This window comes from Bacillus paramobilis, assembly GCF_038096195.1.
Taxonomy (GTDB): Bacteria; Bacillota; Bacilli; order Bacillales; family Bacillaceae_G; genus Bacillus_A; species Bacillus_A mobilis.
Genome location: NZ_CP151108.1, coordinates 2,963,837 through 2,981,688, shown reverse-complemented (window position 1 = coordinate 2,981,688; position 17,852 = coordinate 2,963,837). Strand labels below are relative to the sequence as shown.

The 17,852-nt window shown below is 31.6% G+C and carries 21 protein-coding genes; 14 read left to right on the top strand and 7 right to left on the bottom strand.

The features are described from left to right. Nucleotides 1-24: 24 nt before the first annotated feature. Entirely contained in the window at nt 25-912 is an 888-nt protein-coding gene (locus AABL52_RS15350) for a DMT family transporter (RefSeq protein WP_341517854.1), read from the bottom strand. A gap of 171 nt (nt 913-1,083) precedes the next feature. Between AABL52_RS15350 and AABL52_RS15345 the strand changes: the two genes are divergently transcribed. The 5 genes from AABL52_RS15345 to AABL52_RS15325 all read left to right on the top strand — a co-directional run bounded on the left by AABL52_RS15345 (nt 1,084) and on the right by AABL52_RS15325 (nt 5,238). Next, entirely contained in the window at nt 1,084-1,644 is a 561-nt protein-coding gene (locus tag AABL52_RS15345) for an XRE family transcriptional regulator (protein WP_270705433.1), read from the top strand. Nucleotides 1,645-1,669: 25 nt separating this feature from the next. Continuing rightward, nucleotides 1,670-2,617, top strand: a complete 948-nt coding sequence (locus tag AABL52_RS15340; RefSeq protein ID WP_341517853.1) for a hypothetical protein — start codon at nt 1,670-1,672, stop codon at nt 2,615-2,617. A gap of 166 nt (nt 2,618-2,783) precedes the next feature. Further along, nucleotides 2,784-2,933, top strand: a complete 150-nt coding sequence (locus AABL52_RS15335; protein WP_000424361.1) for an aspartyl-phosphate phosphatase Spo0E family protein — start codon at nt 2,784-2,786, stop codon at nt 2,931-2,933. A gap of 115 nt (nt 2,934-3,048) precedes the next feature. Next, nucleotides 3,049-3,777: an alpha/beta fold hydrolase gene (locus tag AABL52_RS15330; RefSeq protein ID WP_341517852.1), complete on the top strand. Its 729-nt coding sequence runs from the start codon at nt 3,049-3,051 to the stop codon at nt 3,775-3,777. A 60-nt stretch (nt 3,778-3,837) separates the two neighbouring features. Further along, on the top strand, nt 3,838-5,238 hold the full coding sequence (locus AABL52_RS15325) for a protoporphyrinogen oxidase (protein WP_341517851.1): 1,401 nt from the start codon (nt 3,838-3,840) through the stop codon (nt 5,236-5,238). 82 nt (nt 5,239-5,320) lie between these two features. Here the strand turns inward: AABL52_RS15325 and AABL52_RS15320 are convergent, their stop codons facing one another. Then, nucleotides 5,321-5,869, bottom strand: coding sequence for a hypothetical protein (locus tag AABL52_RS15320; RefSeq protein ID WP_144563563.1), 549 nt, complete (start codon nt 5,867-5,869; stop codon nt 5,321-5,323). A 370-nt stretch (nt 5,870-6,239) separates the two neighbouring features. Here AABL52_RS15320 and AABL52_RS15315 point away from each other — a divergent pair, with 370 nt between their 5' ends. Continuing rightward, nucleotides 6,240-6,791: a GNAT family N-acetyltransferase gene (locus AABL52_RS15315; protein WP_000885373.1), complete on the top strand. Its 552-nt coding sequence runs from the start codon at nt 6,240-6,242 to the stop codon at nt 6,789-6,791. A gap of 38 nt (nt 6,792-6,829) precedes the next feature. On the opposite strand, the gene AABL52_RS15310 is transcribed toward AABL52_RS15315, so the two are convergent. Then, entirely contained in the window at nt 6,830-7,015 is a 186-nt protein-coding gene (locus AABL52_RS15310) for a cold-shock protein (protein ID WP_000286198.1), read from the bottom strand. An 86-nt stretch (nt 7,016-7,101) separates the two neighbouring features. Next, the gene (gene cspD, locus AABL52_RS15305) at nt 7,102-7,305 is read right to left on the bottom strand and encodes a cold-shock protein CspD (RefSeq protein WP_000176368.1); all 204 of its coding nucleotides are present in this window, start codon (nt 7,303-7,305) and stop codon (nt 7,102-7,104) included. A gap of 382 nt (nt 7,306-7,687) precedes the next feature. Between cspD and AABL52_RS15300 the strand changes: the two genes are divergently transcribed. Both AABL52_RS15300 and AABL52_RS15295 read left to right on the top strand, forming a co-directional pair. After that, the gene (locus tag AABL52_RS15300) at nt 7,688-8,575 is read left to right on the top strand and encodes a CPBP family intramembrane glutamic endopeptidase (RefSeq protein WP_341517850.1); all 888 of its coding nucleotides are present in this window, start codon (nt 7,688-7,690) and stop codon (nt 8,573-8,575) included. A gap of 17 nt (nt 8,576-8,592) precedes the next feature. Further along, nucleotides 8,593-9,234: an AAA family ATPase gene (locus AABL52_RS15295; RefSeq protein ID WP_033656340.1), complete on the top strand. Its 642-nt coding sequence runs from the start codon at nt 8,593-8,595 to the stop codon at nt 9,232-9,234. Between the two features lie 35 nt (nt 9,235-9,269). Here the strand turns inward: AABL52_RS15295 and AABL52_RS15290 are convergent, their stop codons facing one another. After that, complete coding sequence (locus AABL52_RS15290) at nt 9,270-10,031, bottom strand: arginase family protein (RefSeq protein ID WP_341517849.1); 762 nt, start codon at nt 10,029-10,031, stop codon at nt 9,270-9,272. A 190-nt stretch (nt 10,032-10,221) separates the two neighbouring features. On the opposite strand from AABL52_RS15290, the gene AABL52_RS15285 reads away from it, so the two are divergent. After that, nucleotides 10,222-10,848, top strand: a complete 627-nt coding sequence (locus tag AABL52_RS15285) for a PRK06770 family protein (RefSeq protein WP_341519729.1) — start codon at nt 10,222-10,224, stop codon at nt 10,846-10,848. 60 nt (nt 10,849-10,908) lie between these two features. On the opposite strand, the gene AABL52_RS15280 is transcribed toward AABL52_RS15285, so the two are convergent. Next, nucleotides 10,909-11,799, bottom strand: coding sequence for a LysR family transcriptional regulator (locus AABL52_RS15280; protein WP_002071708.1), 891 nt, complete (start codon nt 11,797-11,799; stop codon nt 10,909-10,911). Between the two features lie 105 nt (nt 11,800-11,904). On the opposite strand from AABL52_RS15280, the gene AABL52_RS15275 reads away from it, so the two are divergent. From AABL52_RS15275 to AABL52_RS15265, 3 genes are all read left to right on the top strand, one after another. After that, a complete protein-coding gene (locus AABL52_RS15275) occupies nt 11,905-12,948 on the top strand; it encodes an aspartate-semialdehyde dehydrogenase (RefSeq protein WP_341517848.1) in 1,044 nt (347 codons plus the stop codon). 153 nt (nt 12,949-13,101) lie between these two features. Continuing rightward, nucleotides 13,102-14,226 carry a C45 family autoproteolytic acyltransferase/hydolase gene (locus tag AABL52_RS15270; RefSeq protein ID WP_000273362.1) on the top strand — a complete coding sequence of 375 codons (1,125 nt, stop codon included), beginning with the start codon at nt 13,102-13,104 and terminating at the stop codon, nt 14,224-14,226. 48 nt (nt 14,227-14,274) lie between these two features. Then, nucleotides 14,275-14,538 carry a hypothetical protein gene (locus AABL52_RS15265; RefSeq protein WP_000912562.1) on the top strand — a complete coding sequence of 88 codons (264 nt, stop codon included), beginning with the start codon at nt 14,275-14,277 and terminating at the stop codon, nt 14,536-14,538. A gap of 97 nt (nt 14,539-14,635) precedes the next feature. Here AABL52_RS15265 and AABL52_RS15260 read toward each other — a convergent pair whose 3' ends face one another. After that, nucleotides 14,636-15,538 carry a LysR family transcriptional regulator gene (locus tag AABL52_RS15260; RefSeq protein ID WP_098239437.1) on the bottom strand — a complete coding sequence of 301 codons (903 nt, stop codon included), beginning with the start codon at nt 15,536-15,538 and terminating at the stop codon, nt 14,636-14,638. Between the two features lie 157 nt (nt 15,539-15,695). Between AABL52_RS15260 and AABL52_RS15255 the strand changes: the two genes are divergently transcribed. Beyond that, nucleotides 15,696-16,382: an MOSC domain-containing protein gene (locus AABL52_RS15255; RefSeq protein WP_341517847.1), complete on the top strand. Its 687-nt coding sequence runs from the start codon at nt 15,696-15,698 to the stop codon at nt 16,380-16,382. A gap of 261 nt (nt 16,383-16,643) precedes the next feature. After that, nucleotides 16,644-17,528, top strand: a complete 885-nt coding sequence (locus AABL52_RS15250) for a GNAT family N-acetyltransferase (RefSeq protein WP_000528685.1) — start codon at nt 16,644-16,646, stop codon at nt 17,526-17,528. The last annotated feature ends 324 nt before the right edge of the window (nt 17,529-17,852 follow it).

Genomic DNA, 17,852 nt, shown 5'->3' with positions numbered 1-17,852 from the left:
GTATACTGTCATGCTTTTTATTTGTTAGTTGTTGTTAGGCAGTTTTGGTTGCACTAAAAATAATGCTAAGCCAATAAAAATAACTGTAATGCCTAGTCCTTGTTGTATAGAAATGGTCTCATTTAATATAAAGTACGCTAGTATACAAGTCCCAATTGTTTCTCCTAAAATACTCATAGAGATTACAGTAGCACTCATCCATTTTAATAACCAATTAAAAATTGTTTGGCCTAAAATTGTAGCAATGAAAGCTAAGCCAATAAAGCACACCCAAGTTTGTGTAGAATAATGGATGAAAGCTTCGTTTTGCATGTAAGCAAATATACCAAGAAAACAGGCGCTACTTCCATAACTAATTACCGAATACGGTATAAGTGATAAATCTTTACGAACATGTTGGCTAATGAAAAAGTATGCGGTAATAATTCCTGCCGCAATAAATGCTAAAATGTCCCCGTATAAAGCTTCTCCGCTAACTTGGAAATCTTGCCATCCAATGACAATACTTCCTGAAATAGCGATGAGGCAACCAATAATTGCTCCTTTTGTAAATCTCTCTTTAAATAGAAAGTAACCACCAATCATTGAAAATAAAGGTTGTAATGTTACGATAACTGTAGAACTTGCTACCGAAGTATATTGTAATGATTCAAACCAAAGTATATAATGTGCAGCTAAAAATAATCCAGATATGAAACCGAACCCCCATTGTCTTCTTGTTACTATTTTTAGCTCGTTTCGATTATTTTTATTGAAAAGTAACAAGGGTAACAGAATGAGTGCCGCAAATAATAATCGATAAAAAGCAATGATAGCCGCAGGAGCATCTGCTAATTTTACAAAAATTGCTGAAGTTGATAGGGCAAATACGCCGAAAAATAAGATGCAATATGAAAGAATAGGTGATTTCATAGTTTGTCCCTCCAATAGAATGTTTATTATAATGAACTAAATACGATATAATGTACAATGGTTAGTATATAAGTCCCTGAGACGTTAGGAAAGGATTATTTGCCTTTGTTTACTATGTCAGCACAAAGGTAATGAAACATGCAATATGATGGACGAAAGGAAGTTTTTACAATGATACATGATAGACTCGGACAAACTGTATTAAGTTATCGCAAGAAAAATAATATGACGATTCGTGAATTTGCTGATTATGCTGGGATTAGTACTTCATTAATTAGTCAAATTGAACGAGGATATGCGAATCCTTCTTTAAGTGTATTGGAATTAATTGCGAAAGCATTAAATGTACCATTATTTACACTTTTTATTAATGAAATCGATACAGATACTCTCATATCTAAGAAAAAAGATCGAAAAAAAGTATATCGGGAAAATAATGATCACATTGTATATGATGTATTAACACCGGATTTTATGAAAGCACGTATTGAAATGTTAATGATGGATTTAAATAAAAAAGCAAATACAACGGAAAGTCACTATTCACATGAAGATAAGGAAGAGATTGCTGTTGTTATGAAAGGGGAAGTGTATGTGGAATTAGAAGGAAAAGAATATTTTTTAGAAGAAGGTGATGTTGTACGTATTCCGCCAAATGTGAAACATCGTTTTTTAAATAAAAGTGATGAATCTAATCATATTTTATTTGTATTGACGCCATCTTTAGGATGAGTATAAAGTGATGGGGGATAAAAAGATGGAAAATAAAACGGTTTTAAGAGATGGCCTTTCAATTATTTCTCGATGTAAAAGACTAACAAATGATATTTGGCATGCACATTTCGGAGCAGCTGCAATTGCTAGTTATTTTTTCATGAAAGATAACTATATGGAAGAAGAAATAACTCATAATATGTATTCCCAAACAAAAATAATGTTGATCAAGCAAAATCTAGGTGAAGTCATCGATAAAAAAGAAGAAATAGATTTTCAAAGTGCTGAAAGAATGATTATAAAATCATTGGAACAAACAATTGATGAACTTCATTGGGTAGGGCATAATGTCATTTATGCTGCATTAAGTTTATTAGCTATAAAAGAGTTACAAAAATGGGGAGATAATCAAGAGATTGAAGGGATTACTAATCTTATATTATCGTTTCGAAAAACAATTCCAGGCAGATCATGGATTGGTTTTACAACAAAGGAAGTAAAACAATTACATATAAATGATGAGATAGTAAATGAATTAAGAAATCCGAAACAATTATCTACATTTATTTTAAAGGAGCTCTCGCAATTTCATATTATTTATAGAGCGGAAGCACACCATGATTTAATTGGTCATCTACTTACTTTTTCTCATGCAATTAATATTATGTATGAATTAGGGCATAGAGATATATTCTACCGAGCGTTGCGTCCACTGTTAAAGCTAGTATACGTGTTACGTGCTAGTCAAAATCTTATGCCGAATACTGAAATAAACTTGCACTCACCTATAGATCGTTTACCTTTAATTGAATCTAAACGTGCTCATGTATTACCAACAGAAAATCAATTTTGGTTAAAAGACTATAGTGCATTTGATTGGGATTTCGGACATGTCTTTAAATTCTCATATAGTTACTTTGATCATATTAAGAGGGCTCCAAAATATAAAGATATAACATTAGAGAAATATCGATTTATTATTAATACGTAGTGAAGTTTAATGATTTATATAAAGGGCTCAATTAAAATTGCTTGTTGATAGTATATTATTTTAATATTTGTAATATTTTTACATGCGTATTTTACTTTTACTAATTATGTAAATAGGCTATACTAAAATACATACATTTTAGTATTGGAGAGAGAAGTAAAACGACATGGAATTAGTGAAATTGGAAAAAGTCATTGAAATAAAGAAAGAAGAGCTTTTATATTTAGTATCGGATTACGGAATTCAACATGAAAAAGTATTAGCATTAAGCCAAGAAATAGACAAATTAATTAATTACTTTATGTTTTTAAAATAAAAAGAACTATGACATGATTTGAAAATGTTATAGTTCTTTTTTATTTGGAAATTCAGATGTATATTTTATATACTGTTAATTAATAGAATATTCAATTTGAAAAGGAGGGGAATAAATGATATTACATACGAACATTTCAGGTGAAGGAGAACCAATTGTGCTTTTACATTCTGGAGGTATGACAGGTTTAGTAGAATTCGAAGAGCAGGTAGCATTTTTTCGAGAAAAAAACTATCAAGTCATTCGTCCAGATTTAAGAGGACATGGAAAATCAGGGGGGACATTGGAGAATTATTTCTTACGCTCTGTACAGGATTTACATGATACGTTAGTGCATTTGCAAATTGATAGATGTCATATAGCTGGTGTTTCTCTAGGAGGATTAATCGCTTTATTATTTGCAAAAAAATATCCAGATAGAGTGAGAACATTAACTTTTTCAGGTGTCTTTCCGATTAAGAGAGAAAATTGGGAGGAGTCTCAGGAGTATGAAGCGAAGTGTCATCAGCAATTGATGGAAAATGAAGAAGTTGTAACTTATATGAATCAAATTCATGAAAAAAGTGATTGGAAAGCATTACTTGAGTCGTGGCAAGTTAAAGATTGGTATCCATTTGATGAAACAGGTGAAGTAGCTAATCTTCAAGTTCCTACACTTTGTATAGCTGGGGGAGATTCAGAAGATGAAGTTACAGCTGCTACAACGTTCAAACAATTAAACGACAATATACATATTGCTGTAATTCCGTTTGCTGGTCATTTAGTGCATAATGATCAACCGGAAATCTATTCGAATATATTGTCTAATTTCTTACAGAATGCACAAGCTGCTAGTCGAATATAAGGACTTTTGGGTATAATAATAAAGGAATTATTAATTGTATCGGTTAGGAGCGCAGCACATATGAAAACAGTTGTTGTTATCGGTGGAGGTATAACGGGACTTTCTACTATGTTTTATTTAGAAAAATTAAAAAAGGATTATAATGTTGATTTAAATTTAATCCTTGTAGAAAAAGAAAAGTATTTAGGCGGTAAAATCCATAGTGTAGAAGAAAAAGATTTTATCATGGAATCAGGAGCAGATTCTATCGTTGCTCGTAATGAACATGTTATGCCACTTGTAAAAGATTTAAATTTAGAAGAACAAATGGTATATAACGAAACGGGTATTTCTTACATATATTCTGATAATACTTTACATCCAATTCCTTCTGACACTATATTTGGGATACCGATGAGTGTCGAGTCATTGTTCAGCAGTAGGCTAGTATCAACGAAAGGGAAAATTGTTGCTTTAAAAGATTTCATAACGAAAAATAAAGAGTTTACAAAAGATACTTCACTTGCTGTATTTTTAGAAAGCTTTTTAGGGAAAGAATTAGTGGAAAGACAAATTGCCCCAGTGCTTTCAGGTGTATATTCTGGTAAATTGAATGAACTTACTATGGCATCGACATTACCGTATTTACTGGATTATAAAAATAAATATGGAAGTATTATTAAAGGTTTTGAAGAGAATAAAAAACAGTTTCAATCAGCAGGAAACAAAAAGTTCGTATCATTTAAAGGTGGGCTATCTACGATTATCGATCGTTTAGAAGAGGTGCTGACTGAGACAGTAGTTAAGAAAGGCGCTATAACGACAGCTGTAAGGAAACAAGGTGATCGCTATGAAATTTCCTTTGCAAATCATGAATCAATTCAAGCAGATTATGTTGTTTTAGCAACTCCGCATGATATTGCACAAACTTTATTACAGTCTAATGAGTTAAACAAGCAGTTCCATACATTTAAAAACTCATCTCTTATAAGTATTTACTTAGGATTTGACATATTAGATGAACAATTACCAGCGGATGGCACAGGATTTATCGTAACGGAGAATAGTGATTTACATTGTGATGCTTGTACATGGACAAGCCGAAAGTGGAAACATACATCTGGAAACCAAAAGTTATTAGTAAGAATGTTTTATAAGAGTACCAATCCAGTATATGAAACGATTAAAAATTATAGTGAAGAAGAATTAGTACGAGTCGCTTTATATGATATTGAAAAGAGTCTCGGAATTAAAGGTGAACCAGAAGTAGTTGAAGTTACAAATTGGAAAGACTTAATGCCAAAATATCATTTAAAACATAATCAAGCAGTTCAAACATTACAAGAAAAAATGACGGATCTTTATCCTAATGTATACTTAGCTGGTGCTTCATATTATGGTGTCGGAATTGGTGCGTGTATTGGAAATGGAAAGAACACTGCAAATGAAATAATGGCAACATTACATAAACCGTCCAATTAATAATACGTATAAATAAATAAATAAATAAATAAATAAATAAATAAATAAAATGTCCCTCCGTTATACGGGAGGGACATTTTATTTATTTAACTTGAATTGAGACCTTTTTATTTGTTGTATTATTCTCGGTAATTGTTAAGGTTATGTTCCCAGATTCTTTAAATGAATATGATGAGAGTTGATAGAGTTCTTTTATATTATGTTGCTCTTTTAATTTATTGGCAGGAATTAATGTAATCTTCGGTTTCCAGGTTTCTTGTTTACCCGAAGGATAGTTTACTATTATTTCTGGACTATTCAATTGCATTGGTTTCCAAGAGGCGAAATATAGTTCAACTTCTTTATCTTTTTTTAGTAATTCTTCTGAGAAATATCCAACCTCTCCAACATTACCGAAAACAGTAAAGTTTTGATTTTGTAGTGTGATATCTAAATGTTTAGGTTGATATGTTGCTGCGTGATAGATTCCATATGAAAGAGAAAGAGTGGCTGCAATTAAAATGCCGATTGAAAAAGTTTTAAAGCTATTGCCTTTAAAACTAGTCATCATAAATGAGTTTGGGGCGAACTTTTTTGCGAATAAAAAAATGAGTAATATGAGTAAGAGGGACAAACCGATGAATATATACATAGAACAGTTACACCTCCACAATAAAATATAATATTAACTATATTTTACCATAAATGTATGGGGAAGGGTGTTATTTTAGAAGGGAAAAGTGAGTGTGTAATCGAAATTATTAGATATATTATTACGAGCGGAATGATGGAAATGAAAAAAATTCATTTTAAAAATATAGAATAAAGAGATGATCAAAGTACTTTGATCATCTCTTTATTTTTTCTATTCATGCAAAAGTAAGAAGGGTTACTCTTAGTTCATATTGAATTAAGAGGATAAGCTTTTCTAGAAATATTTGATAAATGGGACATTGAGGACTTTCCTAATTATAAATACTTTTTCTGCTATAATGAATAAGTAGAAAGAAAGGAGTGATCCTGTGGCATTTCCTATATTAGAAACAGAACGTTTACGTTTAGTTGAAATAGAACAATCTTATTGTCAAAAAATATATGAAATTTTTTCATTGGATGAAGTGACATGTTATTACGGTATGAATTCTTTTACAGAGTTTGGACAAGCTTCACGTATGATTGAATCTTTTTCAAAAAATTACTTCGAGAAAAAAGCAATACGATGGGGGATTTTATTAAAAGAAACAAATACTTTAGTAGGTACAATAGGATTAAATAATTTACAACTATGGAGTAAACGATCTGAAATTGGATATGACTTACATCCTCGTTATTGGGGGAATGGGTATGCGTCAGAAGCGGCACAAGAAATTATCCATTATGGATTTCAAGATTTAGGTTTATTTAGAATTGGAGCTATTACATACCCTGAAAATGTTACTTCTTGTAAAATGTTATCTAAAATAGGCTTTCATAAGGAAGGGTTATTACGGGGATACATTCATCAAGGAAATAAGCAACATGATGCGCTATTGTATTCTATAGTTCGAACGGATGTAGAGAATATAAATTTATAATAAAAAACCCCTCTTATAAAAGAGGGGTTAAGTAAAAATTAACCTAATTTAGGTAATAAACGTTCTCCGCTTTTCATGCTACTTTTACATAAAGGGCATTTAGGCTCTTCTTCAAATGAAAAGTTCTTTCTCATCCATCCTAAACAATCCTCTGCTTCACATTCCCAAACAGGTGTTTGTTCTGGTGGTACTTCTGCTACATCGTTCTTTCGATTGCGATACATATAACCACTCCTTTTATGTAAAAAATTTTAGTTATATATTAAAAAGGTTGTTAACCGAGCTGGTAACAACCTTTTTATTGTTTGAATTATAGCTTTACAACGTTTTTAGCTTGAGGTCCACGGTTACCGTCTTCAACTTCGAAGCTAACTTCTTGACCTTCGTCAAGAGATTTGAAGCCGTCGCCAGTGATAGCTGAGAAGTGAACGAATACGTCGTTACCGCCTTCAACTTCGATGAAACCGAAACCTTTTTCGCTGTTAAACCATTTTACTTTACCTGTTAATGTCATGGTAATGCCTCCTAAAATTTAAAAAGATTACAATATGATCGGCCTTATTTGAATGAAAAATAAAAGTTCACATATTATCAAAAATCCATAAGGAGTATAAAATGTTCCTGATTGATACTTGATAATATGCAAAGAAAATATAGTGTTAAATTGACCTTAATTACTATCTTACAACAAATGGTGGGAAATAGCAAGTGCTGGTAATACCAGTGAATAATCTTGGTGATAATAGTAAAACGCACAAAGTCATCTCTTTTATTTATATATTATTCCAAATTTGGGTTTATGCTAAACATTGAATGTTTTTATTGGAAATTTGTGTTAGGAAAACGATATATAGTATAAGAATAGTGCTGATGTATTTGTTAAGGAGGCGAGAATATTGCAATTTAAAATAATTGAATCAGCCAAAGAAGGAAGAAAAAAAGTTCATCCAATATTTGCTGTTATACTTGCAATTGTATTTTTAACTTTAGGTGAATTGTTCATGTTATTTATGTTGTTTTTACCGAAAGCAGAAACACTTTTAATGAAGGCGATTTATAGCAATATTGAGATGATATTGTCATTTGGCGGTGCTATATTTTTTGTTTTTTTATGGATTAGATTCGCAGAAAAAAGATCAATTGCATCTATTGGCTTTTGGAGAAATCAATGGATAAGAAAATATTTGAGAGGTGCATTAATAGGTTTTGTTTTCATTTCAATACCAGTCATGCTACTTTTATTAACAGGAAATGTACAACTACAAATGCAACAAATCACGCCAACCGCTATACTTGGAATTGTGGGATCTTTAGTTGCTTTTTTAATACAAGGTGCAACAGAAGAAATCGTTGTTCGAGGTTGGTTATTTCCAGTGCTTTCTATTAGAAGCCGTATATGGATCGGAATTGTTGTAACTTCTTTTTTATTTGGTTTTCTTCATTTACTAAATCCAGGTATTACAATTCTTTCAATTTCGAATATAATATTAGTTGGTGTATTTGCAGCTTTTTATGTTTTGAAGGACAGTAGTCTTTGGGGGATATGCGCGTGGCATTCGTTGTGGAATTGGGCACAGTTTAATATTTATGGCTTTGCAGTAAGTGGAATGACGATGTATTCTATGCCACTCTTTAAACCTGTAACAAACGGATCGGAATTCCTCCATGGAGGCTCGTTCGGAATTGAGGGGAGTATCATAACAACAATCATGCTGTCTATCGCTTCAATTGTTTTATGGAGACAGTTATGGGGGGGAAAAGTAAAACAAAGAGATCTAAGTTAATGAAAGTGGGAGAAACAATGGGGATTATAGCATTTGAGGGAGCGAGTGCTGTTGGTAAGAGCAGCACTTGTCGTGAGTTAGAAAAAAATTATGGTGCATACATTATACCTGAAGTGAATGTATTATTTGAAAGACCAAAAAACGAACATAGAACATGGTATCTTGAAAAGCAAGTAGAACGCTGGAAAATAGCAGTGCAGATGTCAGAGCAATATGAATTAGTAATACTTGATGGTGATATTTATCAGCCACTTAGTTATAATTGGTGTTTCCATTTTGATGTATTTAATCAGCCGTTATCTTTAATAGAAAACTTTTATAAAGAAAAGCTGATACATAGGGAAATTGGTTTTCCTGATCAATATTTTTATTTATATACGAATGATGAAGAACTTAGAAAACGGAAAGAATCTGACGAGACAAAAAGAAGAAGAAACTTTGAAAAACATTTACAAATATCAAAATCGTTTCAACGTTATTATGAAAATTTAAATGCTGTTACAGACGGGTATTGCAAAATGATTGATGCGAAAAGTGTAAAATCGAATGAATTAGCAATTGTGAAAAGTTTAAACGATTTAAATGTGTCTGAAGAGAGCCGTTTTGATATTTCGAGGTTAGATGCGATTACGAAGTGGTTAAAAGAACAACGTGCATAAAAACAACGAGTGCTTTATAAGGTGCTCGTTATTTTTTATGTATTATAAATTGATTTTAAAATTTGTAAGTTTGCTTCTTCATTTTTCTTAATGGCATTTGTATATGTAACTAGAAAGAGCTGAGAAGGATAAACCGGTAGTTCACCACAAATATCAATACCATAGACATTTTTATCTCTAATAAGAACATGAATATATTTTAAAAGTGTAGAGAGTTTCATATGTCCTTGATCCCAATTTGTAATAGCTACTTTTGAATCTAAAACATCTTTATCAATGCTTACATATATAGTGTTTGTATGAATATGCGAAAGTATTGTATGAGTAGATATTTCATTTGACGTATCTATCGGGAACACTTCTACGCATGAATGATCATTAGAATGTATTGTTAAAGAAGAAGGCCCAATCATAATTACTTTCTTTAATTTCGGGTTATTTTCAAGAGCGAATGATACCCATGAGCCGCAAGAAATAAGAGTTTGTTCATTTTCTTCTTTTAAGTTCATGTCAGTGTGATGATCAAATAAAATAAGGCTAAATGGCTCATCTATTTCTTTTAGTAGTAAATAAGATACATAATGATAATTTCCAGAACCGATAAAAGTAATTCCTTTTTGCTTTCTACGATATAACTCCTGTTTTATCCGCATTAAAGAAGAAGTCTCGCAATACAGGTTTGAGTGCTCTATATGACTAAAATCAATATCTTCATGTGAATAAGAACGAAGTTTATTTTGTAATGAATATGTATCGTCAAAGTTCAAAAAAGTTAAACCGCTATACAATAAACTCATATTTATTCATCTCCTTTATATGTAGGCTAGCATATATTTTTATAAAGTTAAAACGAAATGCTTAGAGGTGGATTTGTATTTGAAATAGATGGGTTATTTTTACAGAATAATCTTTCAATTTATAAAAGAAAGAAATATAATATAAGGAAATACATATGTGGTTCAGGAAATAGAAAATATGAAATGGGATATGTGGGAGGAAACAAGCAAGATGAAAACATTATTTAAAATAATAAGTATAATAGCTGGTATGGCGGTAATCGGAGTAGGTGTAACATATGGCATGCTGTATTTTTTGAATAATAGTAAACCAGCTGCGAAAAAGGCATCACCAGCCGCTCCAGCAGCAGAGGTACTGGCTGATAGTAATGTAAAAGCTGAAGATGCAAAACTTTTAGAAAATGGAAATCATTCATTGCCAAATAGCGGCTTTAATAAAAACTTCAAGTGGACAGATGAGAACATACAGACAGCATTACATGAAATGGCTCATCAAAAAACGAAAGCTGATCAAAAATGGGGCTATATTTTTATCACACAAGAACGTATTGAAAGTTTACTTGATATTGTAAAGAGTAATGATTTAGTACAAGGAAATACATATGCAGACATTTTAGAGAGATGGAAACAAGGGAAATATGAAAAGATGGATGCGGATCACAATAAGATTTGGAAATTACAAAGCGGGAATTTAGGCGAAGGAAAAGGAGTAATGTCAGAAGCGGAACAAAAAGAATTAATTAATCAAGTGTTTATGCAAAAAGGTACATATTCAGGTAGTAAATTAATTGCAGGCGGGGGACAGGCTACTAAATAAGATAATATATTGGAGGAGAGTAATTGCTTTTTAGGCAATTACTCTTTTTTTGTGCACTTTTTAGTTTTTCTCTAGTAAGGAAAGAAACGATTGTAAAACGGGTGAAATCCATCTGGATTTATGATAGATTACATGGCTTTGAATAACTGTTGGCGTTTCGATAGGCTGAAAATAGAGTTGCTCTTTTTGACAACTTTCTTGTACAACGATGTAAGGAAGAATTGAAATTCCTAACTCACACATGACAGATTGTTTAATGACTTCAACGTTGGAAGTTTCAAATGTTTTAGCTGGAATATTCCCGCTTTGACATAAAAAACGATCTACCATTGGTCTATAGCCACAGCATTGCTCTGTAAAGATAAACTGGGTATCCTTTAATAAACAAAATGGATTAGAGTGTGTAGAGTATTGGGGAGGTAAAATCCAGCCAAATGATTCATTACAAAAAGTACGCGTAATAAAATCATTATGTTCCATACTTTCTCCAATTATAAAAATTACATCTGATTCTCCTTCACGTAGCTTATTCATTGCTTGTTCGTTTGTAGTTGTTTCCAGTACGATATTTACTTTCGGATTCTCCTGTTTGTACATACGTAATAATTTTGGTAATCGGTACACTGCTAATGATTCGTTAGATGTAATACTTAATGTTCCCTCTAAATCATCACCATTTTGAGGGATTTCTTGCGCTTTTTCATAAATAGCTAGTAATTCTAGAGAATAAGGATGAAATTGATGACCTGCTTTTGTAAGAAGTACTTTTTTCCCTAATCGATCAAAAAGAGGGAGGTGTAAATCGTTTTCTAATGCTTTCATATGCGCTGTTACAGTAGATTGCGCATAACCTAATGCATGAGCAGCTTTAGAAAAACTACCATATTTAACGATGGCACAAAAAGTTTTAACATGTCTCATTTCCATAAGTGATTCCTCTTTTATTATCATGATTTGTGAATGATTATATCACGTATTTCAATTTTCCAAATGGTTAAATTCTTTATAAAATAAAATTGTAAAAATATTCATTTAAGTGATATTGGAGGAGAAAAGATGATTGAAAAGGGCTATCATGTAGCTGTTGTGGGTGCTACAGGTGCAGTTGGACAGAAAATTATTGAACTGTTAGAGAAAGAAACTAATTTTAATATAGTTGAAGTTACATTGCTTTCGTCAAAACGATCCGCTGGTAAGGTAGTGCAGTTTCAAGGACGAGAGATAATGATACAAGAGGCAAAAACAACTAGTTTTGAAGGTGTAGATATTGCCTTTTTTAGCGCTGGAGGAGAAGTTTCAAAACGATTTGTTAATCATGCAGTGTCTAGTGGTGCAATCGTAATTGACAACACGAGTGAATACCGAATGGCTCACGATGTACCGCTCGTTGTTCCAGAAGTAAATGCGCACACTTTAAAGGAGCATAACGGTATCATTGCAGTTCCGAATTGTTCAGCATTACAGATGGTAACAGCTCTTCAGCCAATACGAAAATCATTTGGTTTAGAACGAATTATCGTTTCAACGTATCAAGCTGTATCAGGATCAGGAATTCATGCGATTCAAGAATTAAAAGAACAGGCTAAGTCAATGCTTGCAGGTGAAGAGGTTAAGGGTACTATATTACCTGTGAAGAAAGATAAAAACCATTATCCAATTGCGTTTAATGTACTGCCACAAGTAGATATATTCACAGATAATGATTTCACATTTGAAGAAGTAAAAATGATTCAAGAAACGAAGAAAATTTTGGAAGATCCCAATTTAAAAATGGCAGCTACTTGTGTGCGTGTTCCAGTTGTTTCAGGGCATTCAGAATCGGTTTATATTGAACTTGAAAAAGAAGCAACTGTTGCAGAAATAAGAGCAGTACTGCTGGATGCATCAGGTGTTATATTACAAGATAATCCTAGTGAACAGTTGTATCCAATGCCATTATATGCAGAAGGTAAAATAGATACATTTGTCGGGAGAATTAGAAAAGACCCTGATACACCAAAAGGTTTCCATCTTTGGATCGTTTCCGATAATTTATTAAAAGGGGCCGCTTGGAACTCAGTTCAAATTGCAGAAACGTTGGTGGAAGAGGGAATCATTTAGTATTAAGAAAACTAGGAAACTGTTAATGATTACAGTTTCCTAGTTTTTATTTTATCCCAGCCACATTTGATTTGAATGACAGTAAAAAACATCAAGAATGATTAAATTTCATTTGGTATGATATGGATATATTCAATGTGAGGGGGAAATGTGATGTATGAAGTAAAGGGGTATTTTTCATCATTAAAAGGAAGTCATTATGATATCGGAAAGCAACAAGGAGAGTTTGTGAAAAATCATTCGTATCTCATCCCACAATTTATACAATTAAATCATTTAGTATCAGAAAACTTTTGGGCAGAATCTAGAAATATATTAAATCAATATTGTCCTGGAGTTAATGAAGAAATTGAAGGTTTTTGTGAAGTGTTGAAAATTCCTTCTAAACATATGATGTATTATTATCAAAATTTATTAAAGGCTGGATGTAGTCATTGTGTCCTATTACCTAAAAAGACAGATTCAAAACACACATATGTATTAAGAAATTATGATTTGTCGCCCAAAATAGATGATATGCGTTTTTGCTCAACGCATGTTGAAGGTGCATATGCTCATAGTGGCTTTTCTACTTTTTATTTTGGCCGAACAGAGGGTGTTAATGAGCATGGGTTATCCGTTACATTTTCAGCATGTGGTCAACCGGTAGGAAATATTGCAGGTTTAAGAAAGCCAGTGTTAAGTGGTTTACAATGTTTTACGGTAATTCGAGTAATATTAGAGAAATGTAAAAATGTGCAGGAGGCGAAATCACTTATAGTTGAAATGCCAATTGCAAGTAATATTAATCTAATTGTAGCGGATCCTTTAGACGCAGCAAGAATTGAAATATTTGACGGGTATAAATCCATAACCACAATCAATGAGGAAAACCAAGATTTTATCGTATCAACAAACCATGCGATTAGTTTACCTATTCAAAAATTAAATAGTAGGAGATTAGAACAATCTACAAACAGATATCACACATTGTATGATCATTTAAATCGAAATGAACAAGTGAGTATGGAATCTTTAAAAGGATTAGTAGAAAAAGAATATCCTACTGGGCTGACAGTACATAATTATGAAGAGTGGTTTGGAACTTTGCATTCTGTCTTATTTGATTTACATAATCATACAATGAATATTTGTTTTGGATCTCCACTTTTCAACGACTGGTACTCATTGAAAGTTGGAGAAAGTTTATCTTTTTCTGAGGTGAATGTGAAATTTAAAAATAAAACGTATGCTGACTTTTGGAGAGAAGAGCATAATGAATTGATTCCAAAAGAATAAATGAGATAAAATGGTAATAGTAAGGTGTATATACGGGAGGGAATGCCATTGCTAAAAATTATATTACCGATTGTTCTTATCTTATTTGTTGCCGTTTCAATGTATATTACTTATGAAAAAAGAAAAAAAGCAGGGATAAAAGGATTGAAGAGTGCGTTAACTTCAATTTGTTTCTTTACACTAGCAATCTTGAATTTGTTTGCATATTGGTTTAACTTTGGAGGGATTTTTATTTGGTTCATTTCAATCGTATTATTGCTAGTTGGAGCATATTTCACGAAATATATTCCAATATCTAAAAAGGTACATTGAAATCTATATGAATCTTAATATGATGTTTTATTTTGAAAAGAGATTATTCTACTAGGTCGTTGTGAAGCGATTTTATAGGATAATCTCTTTTGTTCGTTTAGCTTTGTAAAGAACGTACTGTTCTTTTTAGTTGTTCAATAAATTCTCGGGTTGCAGCACACATATATTTATCTTTTCTATAAATAAGCCCAATTTCTATTGTTGGAGTAGGATTTTCTATTTTAATAGCTTGAATGTTTTTATTTTGTAAAAAGTCTATATACGGTTTTGGTAACACTGTAATTCCCATTCCTTTTGAAACCATTTGGATTAAAGATTCCATCGTACTAATTTCTAAAATTGGTTTTGGTATAAAATTGAATTTGTGACAATGAGATGTAATTAGTTCGGTTAAAAAGAAATTTTTAGGTAATAGAATTAAAGGGTAGTTCTGTAATTCAGCAATAGATACATGATTACGTTCAGCTAATTGATGACCGGTTGGTACGACTAATGTAAGTTCACTTTTATATAGAGGGATAGAAATAATCTCTTTATCTTGCATCGGGAGAAATGTAATGCCAATATCAAGTTCATTTTGTAATAATTTTTCGCGAATATCTCCTGTACGAAGCCCTAATACAGAGAGTTCTATATTGGGATATAATTGATTGAAATTTAAAATAGCGGGTGGTAGTAAATAATTTACGACGGTTAACAATGATCCTATTGTTAAGGAACCTTGCTGTAACCCGTTTAAATCTTGAATAGCAGAACGAGCTTGTTCGACTTCATGAAAAATGGTTTTACTATGTAATAATAAAATCCTTCCGGCGTTAGTTAAAGATATTTTTTTACCAATGCGATCGAAAAGTGGCATTCCAACTTCATGTTCTAATGCACGTATTTGCTGACTTAGAGAAGGCTGTGAAATATTTAATTTCTCAGCTGCTTTTGTGAAATGTAATTCTTTTGTAACAGCTAAAAAATATTCAAGTTGTCGTAATTCGATGGGGATCACCTCAAGTTTAATGATAGGTTATACCTATCATTATTATATAAATAATTGGATTGAACAATGATTTTTCGGGTTTTATAATCAACTTTATATAACAGAGATAGTTGTGAAAATAAATCGAGAGAGAAATTCATGTGACACCTTTAAAGGAGGAAATAGAATGAAAAATGAATATCAATTATTATCTTTAAATATAGGGTTACCAAAAGAGATTACATACGGCGGAAAGGTAATTCATACAGGCATAAATAAAAAACAAGTAAAGGAAGCGGTGTTTTTATCCTTTGTAAAATTTAATGGGGATGGCCAGGCGGATTTAGTGCATCATGGCGGAGTAGATAAAGCGGTGTGCGTATATTCGGGAGAACATTATGGATATTGGGAAAAAGAGTTGAATCAAGATCTTGTATATGGAGCATTCGGAGAAAATATAACAATTAGTGATATGCGTGAAGAGGATGTTTGTATTGGTGATACATTTCAAATTGGAGAAGCAATTGTACAAGTAACGCAGCCAAGGCAACCATGTTTTAAATTAGCTAAGAAATACAATATTCCAAAGTTACCATTATATTTTCAAGAAACAGGATATACAGGGTTTTATTTTCGGGTATTAGAAGAAGGATGGGTATCACCTGTTGATACATTAAAGTTAATAAAGTCTGATCCGAAAGGTGTTACAGTAGCATTTGCTAATCGTATCATGCATAAGGAAAAACAAAATATAGAAGGATTAAAAAGGGTTTTAGATGTTCATGCACTTTCTACAAGTTGGAGACTAACGTTTGAAAAGCGAATGAGGGGAGAAGAAATTAACACGCAGGAGAGACTAGAAGGAAAAAAATAATAAAAAAATATTTTTTATAAATGGTGCATTTCTATTAGTAAAAACGACTTAGAAAGCACTATTTTTATATAATAAACTTATTAATATTCAAAAATCTTAATATTGTTTTATTCGACTTATTTTCAAATAGTCGAAACATAAAATTAATTAGACTATTTTTTTATGTTTTATGTTAGTATATTGATTGGTAAGACCTATTACATTAAGAGCAGGTTATATAACTAAATCTAATTTGATGGAATTAACGTATGGAGGGACTACATGGGGAATGTTGAAAATTTTGAAAAACTTCTTTTAGAAGAACCGAAAAGAGAGCAGTTATTTCCTTTATTTGAAGAAGTGTTTGGGATTTCAATTCAAACATTGAATGATTTTTCAGAGAGAGGTTATTGGGATAATACATACAAAGCTTTATCATTTTTACATGACGACAAAGCGGTTGCAAATGTTGCGGCATTTTCGCTACCATTGCTAGTAAATGGTGAAAGAATAAATGCAGCGGGAATTCAATCGGTAATGACTCACCCTAATTTTCGTAGACAAGGATTCATGACACAATTAATGAATAAAATGATAGAAGAAATCGATAAGAAATGTGAATGTACATTATTGTTTACAGAAAAACCTGAACTATATGAATCATTTGGATTTAAAGTCGTGCAGGAATATTTGATGACTATTCTATATGATAAAAAGAATAATAATGATTCCTTACTTAGAAAGTTAGATTATTATATGGAAGAGGATAGAAAGTTAATACATGAAACTATTGATAGTAGCCAAAGACTTTCAAATAATTTTTCAACATTAAACTTCCATCCTTCGTTTTATTTGAATATGTATGATTCGGAATGGAATGAGAAATTGTATTATTCAGAGAAACTAGATGCTCTAATTGTGTATGAAGTAGATAATAAAAAGTTGAAATTATATGGAGTGTTTGCACCAGTAATTCCAGTTTTAGATGAAATATGCGGGGAAATCGCTGAAAGATTTACAGAAATCGAATTTTACTTCTCACCAGATCAATTAGGGATTGAGGATGTACAATTTACAGAATTACAGTCAAGTAAGTGTTTAATGGTTCGAAGTAATAAAGAGTTAGAATTTAAAGGATTAAAATTCCCAGTGTTAACGGAGTTTTAAATGTTTATATAGATATTTTTGAGGGGGAGTATATAAGTATAAATACTATTTAAATAGGTTTATATATTTGAAGTTTACCTGAAAAAATGAATTTGAGAATAAATTTTGTAGTTTAACTCATATAGATAAAAACCGTATTCTTTCAATTTAAGAATACGGTTTTTCTAATTGTGTAATATAAAGCACATTTATTGACCGAAAAGTCATTAATGCGTATCATTTAATAATGTTAAATATTAATTTACATAATATAATAGGAATAAGAAAGAAATTACAAACTATATCACTTAAATAAGGAGGGATATGAATTATTCAGTGGTAATT

Excerpts from the sequence above, each read along its gene's own strand:
- AABL52_RS15340 (WP_341517853.1), top strand. The coding sequence starts at position 1,670 with ATGGAAAATAAAACGGTTTTAAGAGATGGCCTTTCAATTATTTCTCGA.
- AABL52_RS15285 (WP_341519729.1), top strand. The coding sequence starts at position 10,222 with ATGTGGGAGGAAACAAGCAAGATGAAAACATTATTTAAAATAATAAGT.
- AABL52_RS15295 (WP_033656340.1), top strand. The coding sequence starts at position 8,593 with ATGGGGATTATAGCATTTGAGGGAGCGAGTGCTGTTGGTAAGAGCAGC.
- cspD (WP_000176368.1), bottom strand. The coding sequence starts at position 7,305 with ATGACATTAACAGGTAAAGTAAAATGGTTTAACAGCGAAAAAGGTTTC.
- AABL52_RS15280 (WP_002071708.1), bottom strand. The coding sequence starts at position 11,799 with ATGATAATAAAAGAGGAATCACTTATGGAAATGAGACATGTTAAAACT.
- AABL52_RS15350 (WP_341517854.1), bottom strand. The coding sequence starts at position 912 with ATGAAATCACCTATTCTTTCATATTGCATCTTATTTTTCGGCGTATTT.
- AABL52_RS15320 (WP_144563563.1), bottom strand. The coding sequence starts at position 5,869 with ATGTATATATTCATCGGTTTGTCCCTCTTACTCATATTACTCATTTTT.
- AABL52_RS15275 (WP_341517848.1), top strand. The coding sequence starts at position 11,905 with ATGATTGAAAAGGGCTATCATGTAGCTGTTGTGGGTGCTACAGGTGCA.
- AABL52_RS15310 (WP_000286198.1), bottom strand. The coding sequence starts at position 7,015 with ATGTATCGCAATCGAAAGAACGATGTAGCAGAAGTACCACCAGAACAA.
- AABL52_RS15325 (WP_341517851.1), top strand. The coding sequence starts at position 3,838 with ATGAAAACAGTTGTTGTTATCGGTGGAGGTATAACGGGACTTTCTACT.
- AABL52_RS15335 (WP_000424361.1), top strand. The coding sequence starts at position 2,784 with ATGGAATTAGTGAAATTGGAAAAAGTCATTGAAATAAAGAAAGAAGAG.
- AABL52_RS15345 (WP_270705433.1), top strand. The coding sequence starts at position 1,084 with ATGATACATGATAGACTCGGACAAACTGTATTAAGTTATCGCAAGAAA.
- AABL52_RS15290 (WP_341517849.1), bottom strand. The coding sequence starts at position 10,031 with ATGAGTTTATTGTATAGCGGTTTAACTTTTTTGAACTTTGACGATACA.
- AABL52_RS15255 (WP_341517847.1), top strand. The coding sequence starts at position 15,696 with ATGAAAAATGAATATCAATTATTATCTTTAAATATAGGGTTACCAAAA.
- AABL52_RS15270 (WP_000273362.1), top strand. The coding sequence starts at position 13,102 with ATGTATGAAGTAAAGGGGTATTTTTCATCATTAAAAGGAAGTCATTAT.
- AABL52_RS15330 (WP_341517852.1), top strand. The coding sequence starts at position 3,049 with ATGATATTACATACGAACATTTCAGGTGAAGGAGAACCAATTGTGCTT.
- AABL52_RS15250 (WP_000528685.1), top strand. The coding sequence starts at position 16,644 with ATGGGGAATGTTGAAAATTTTGAAAAACTTCTTTTAGAAGAACCGAAA.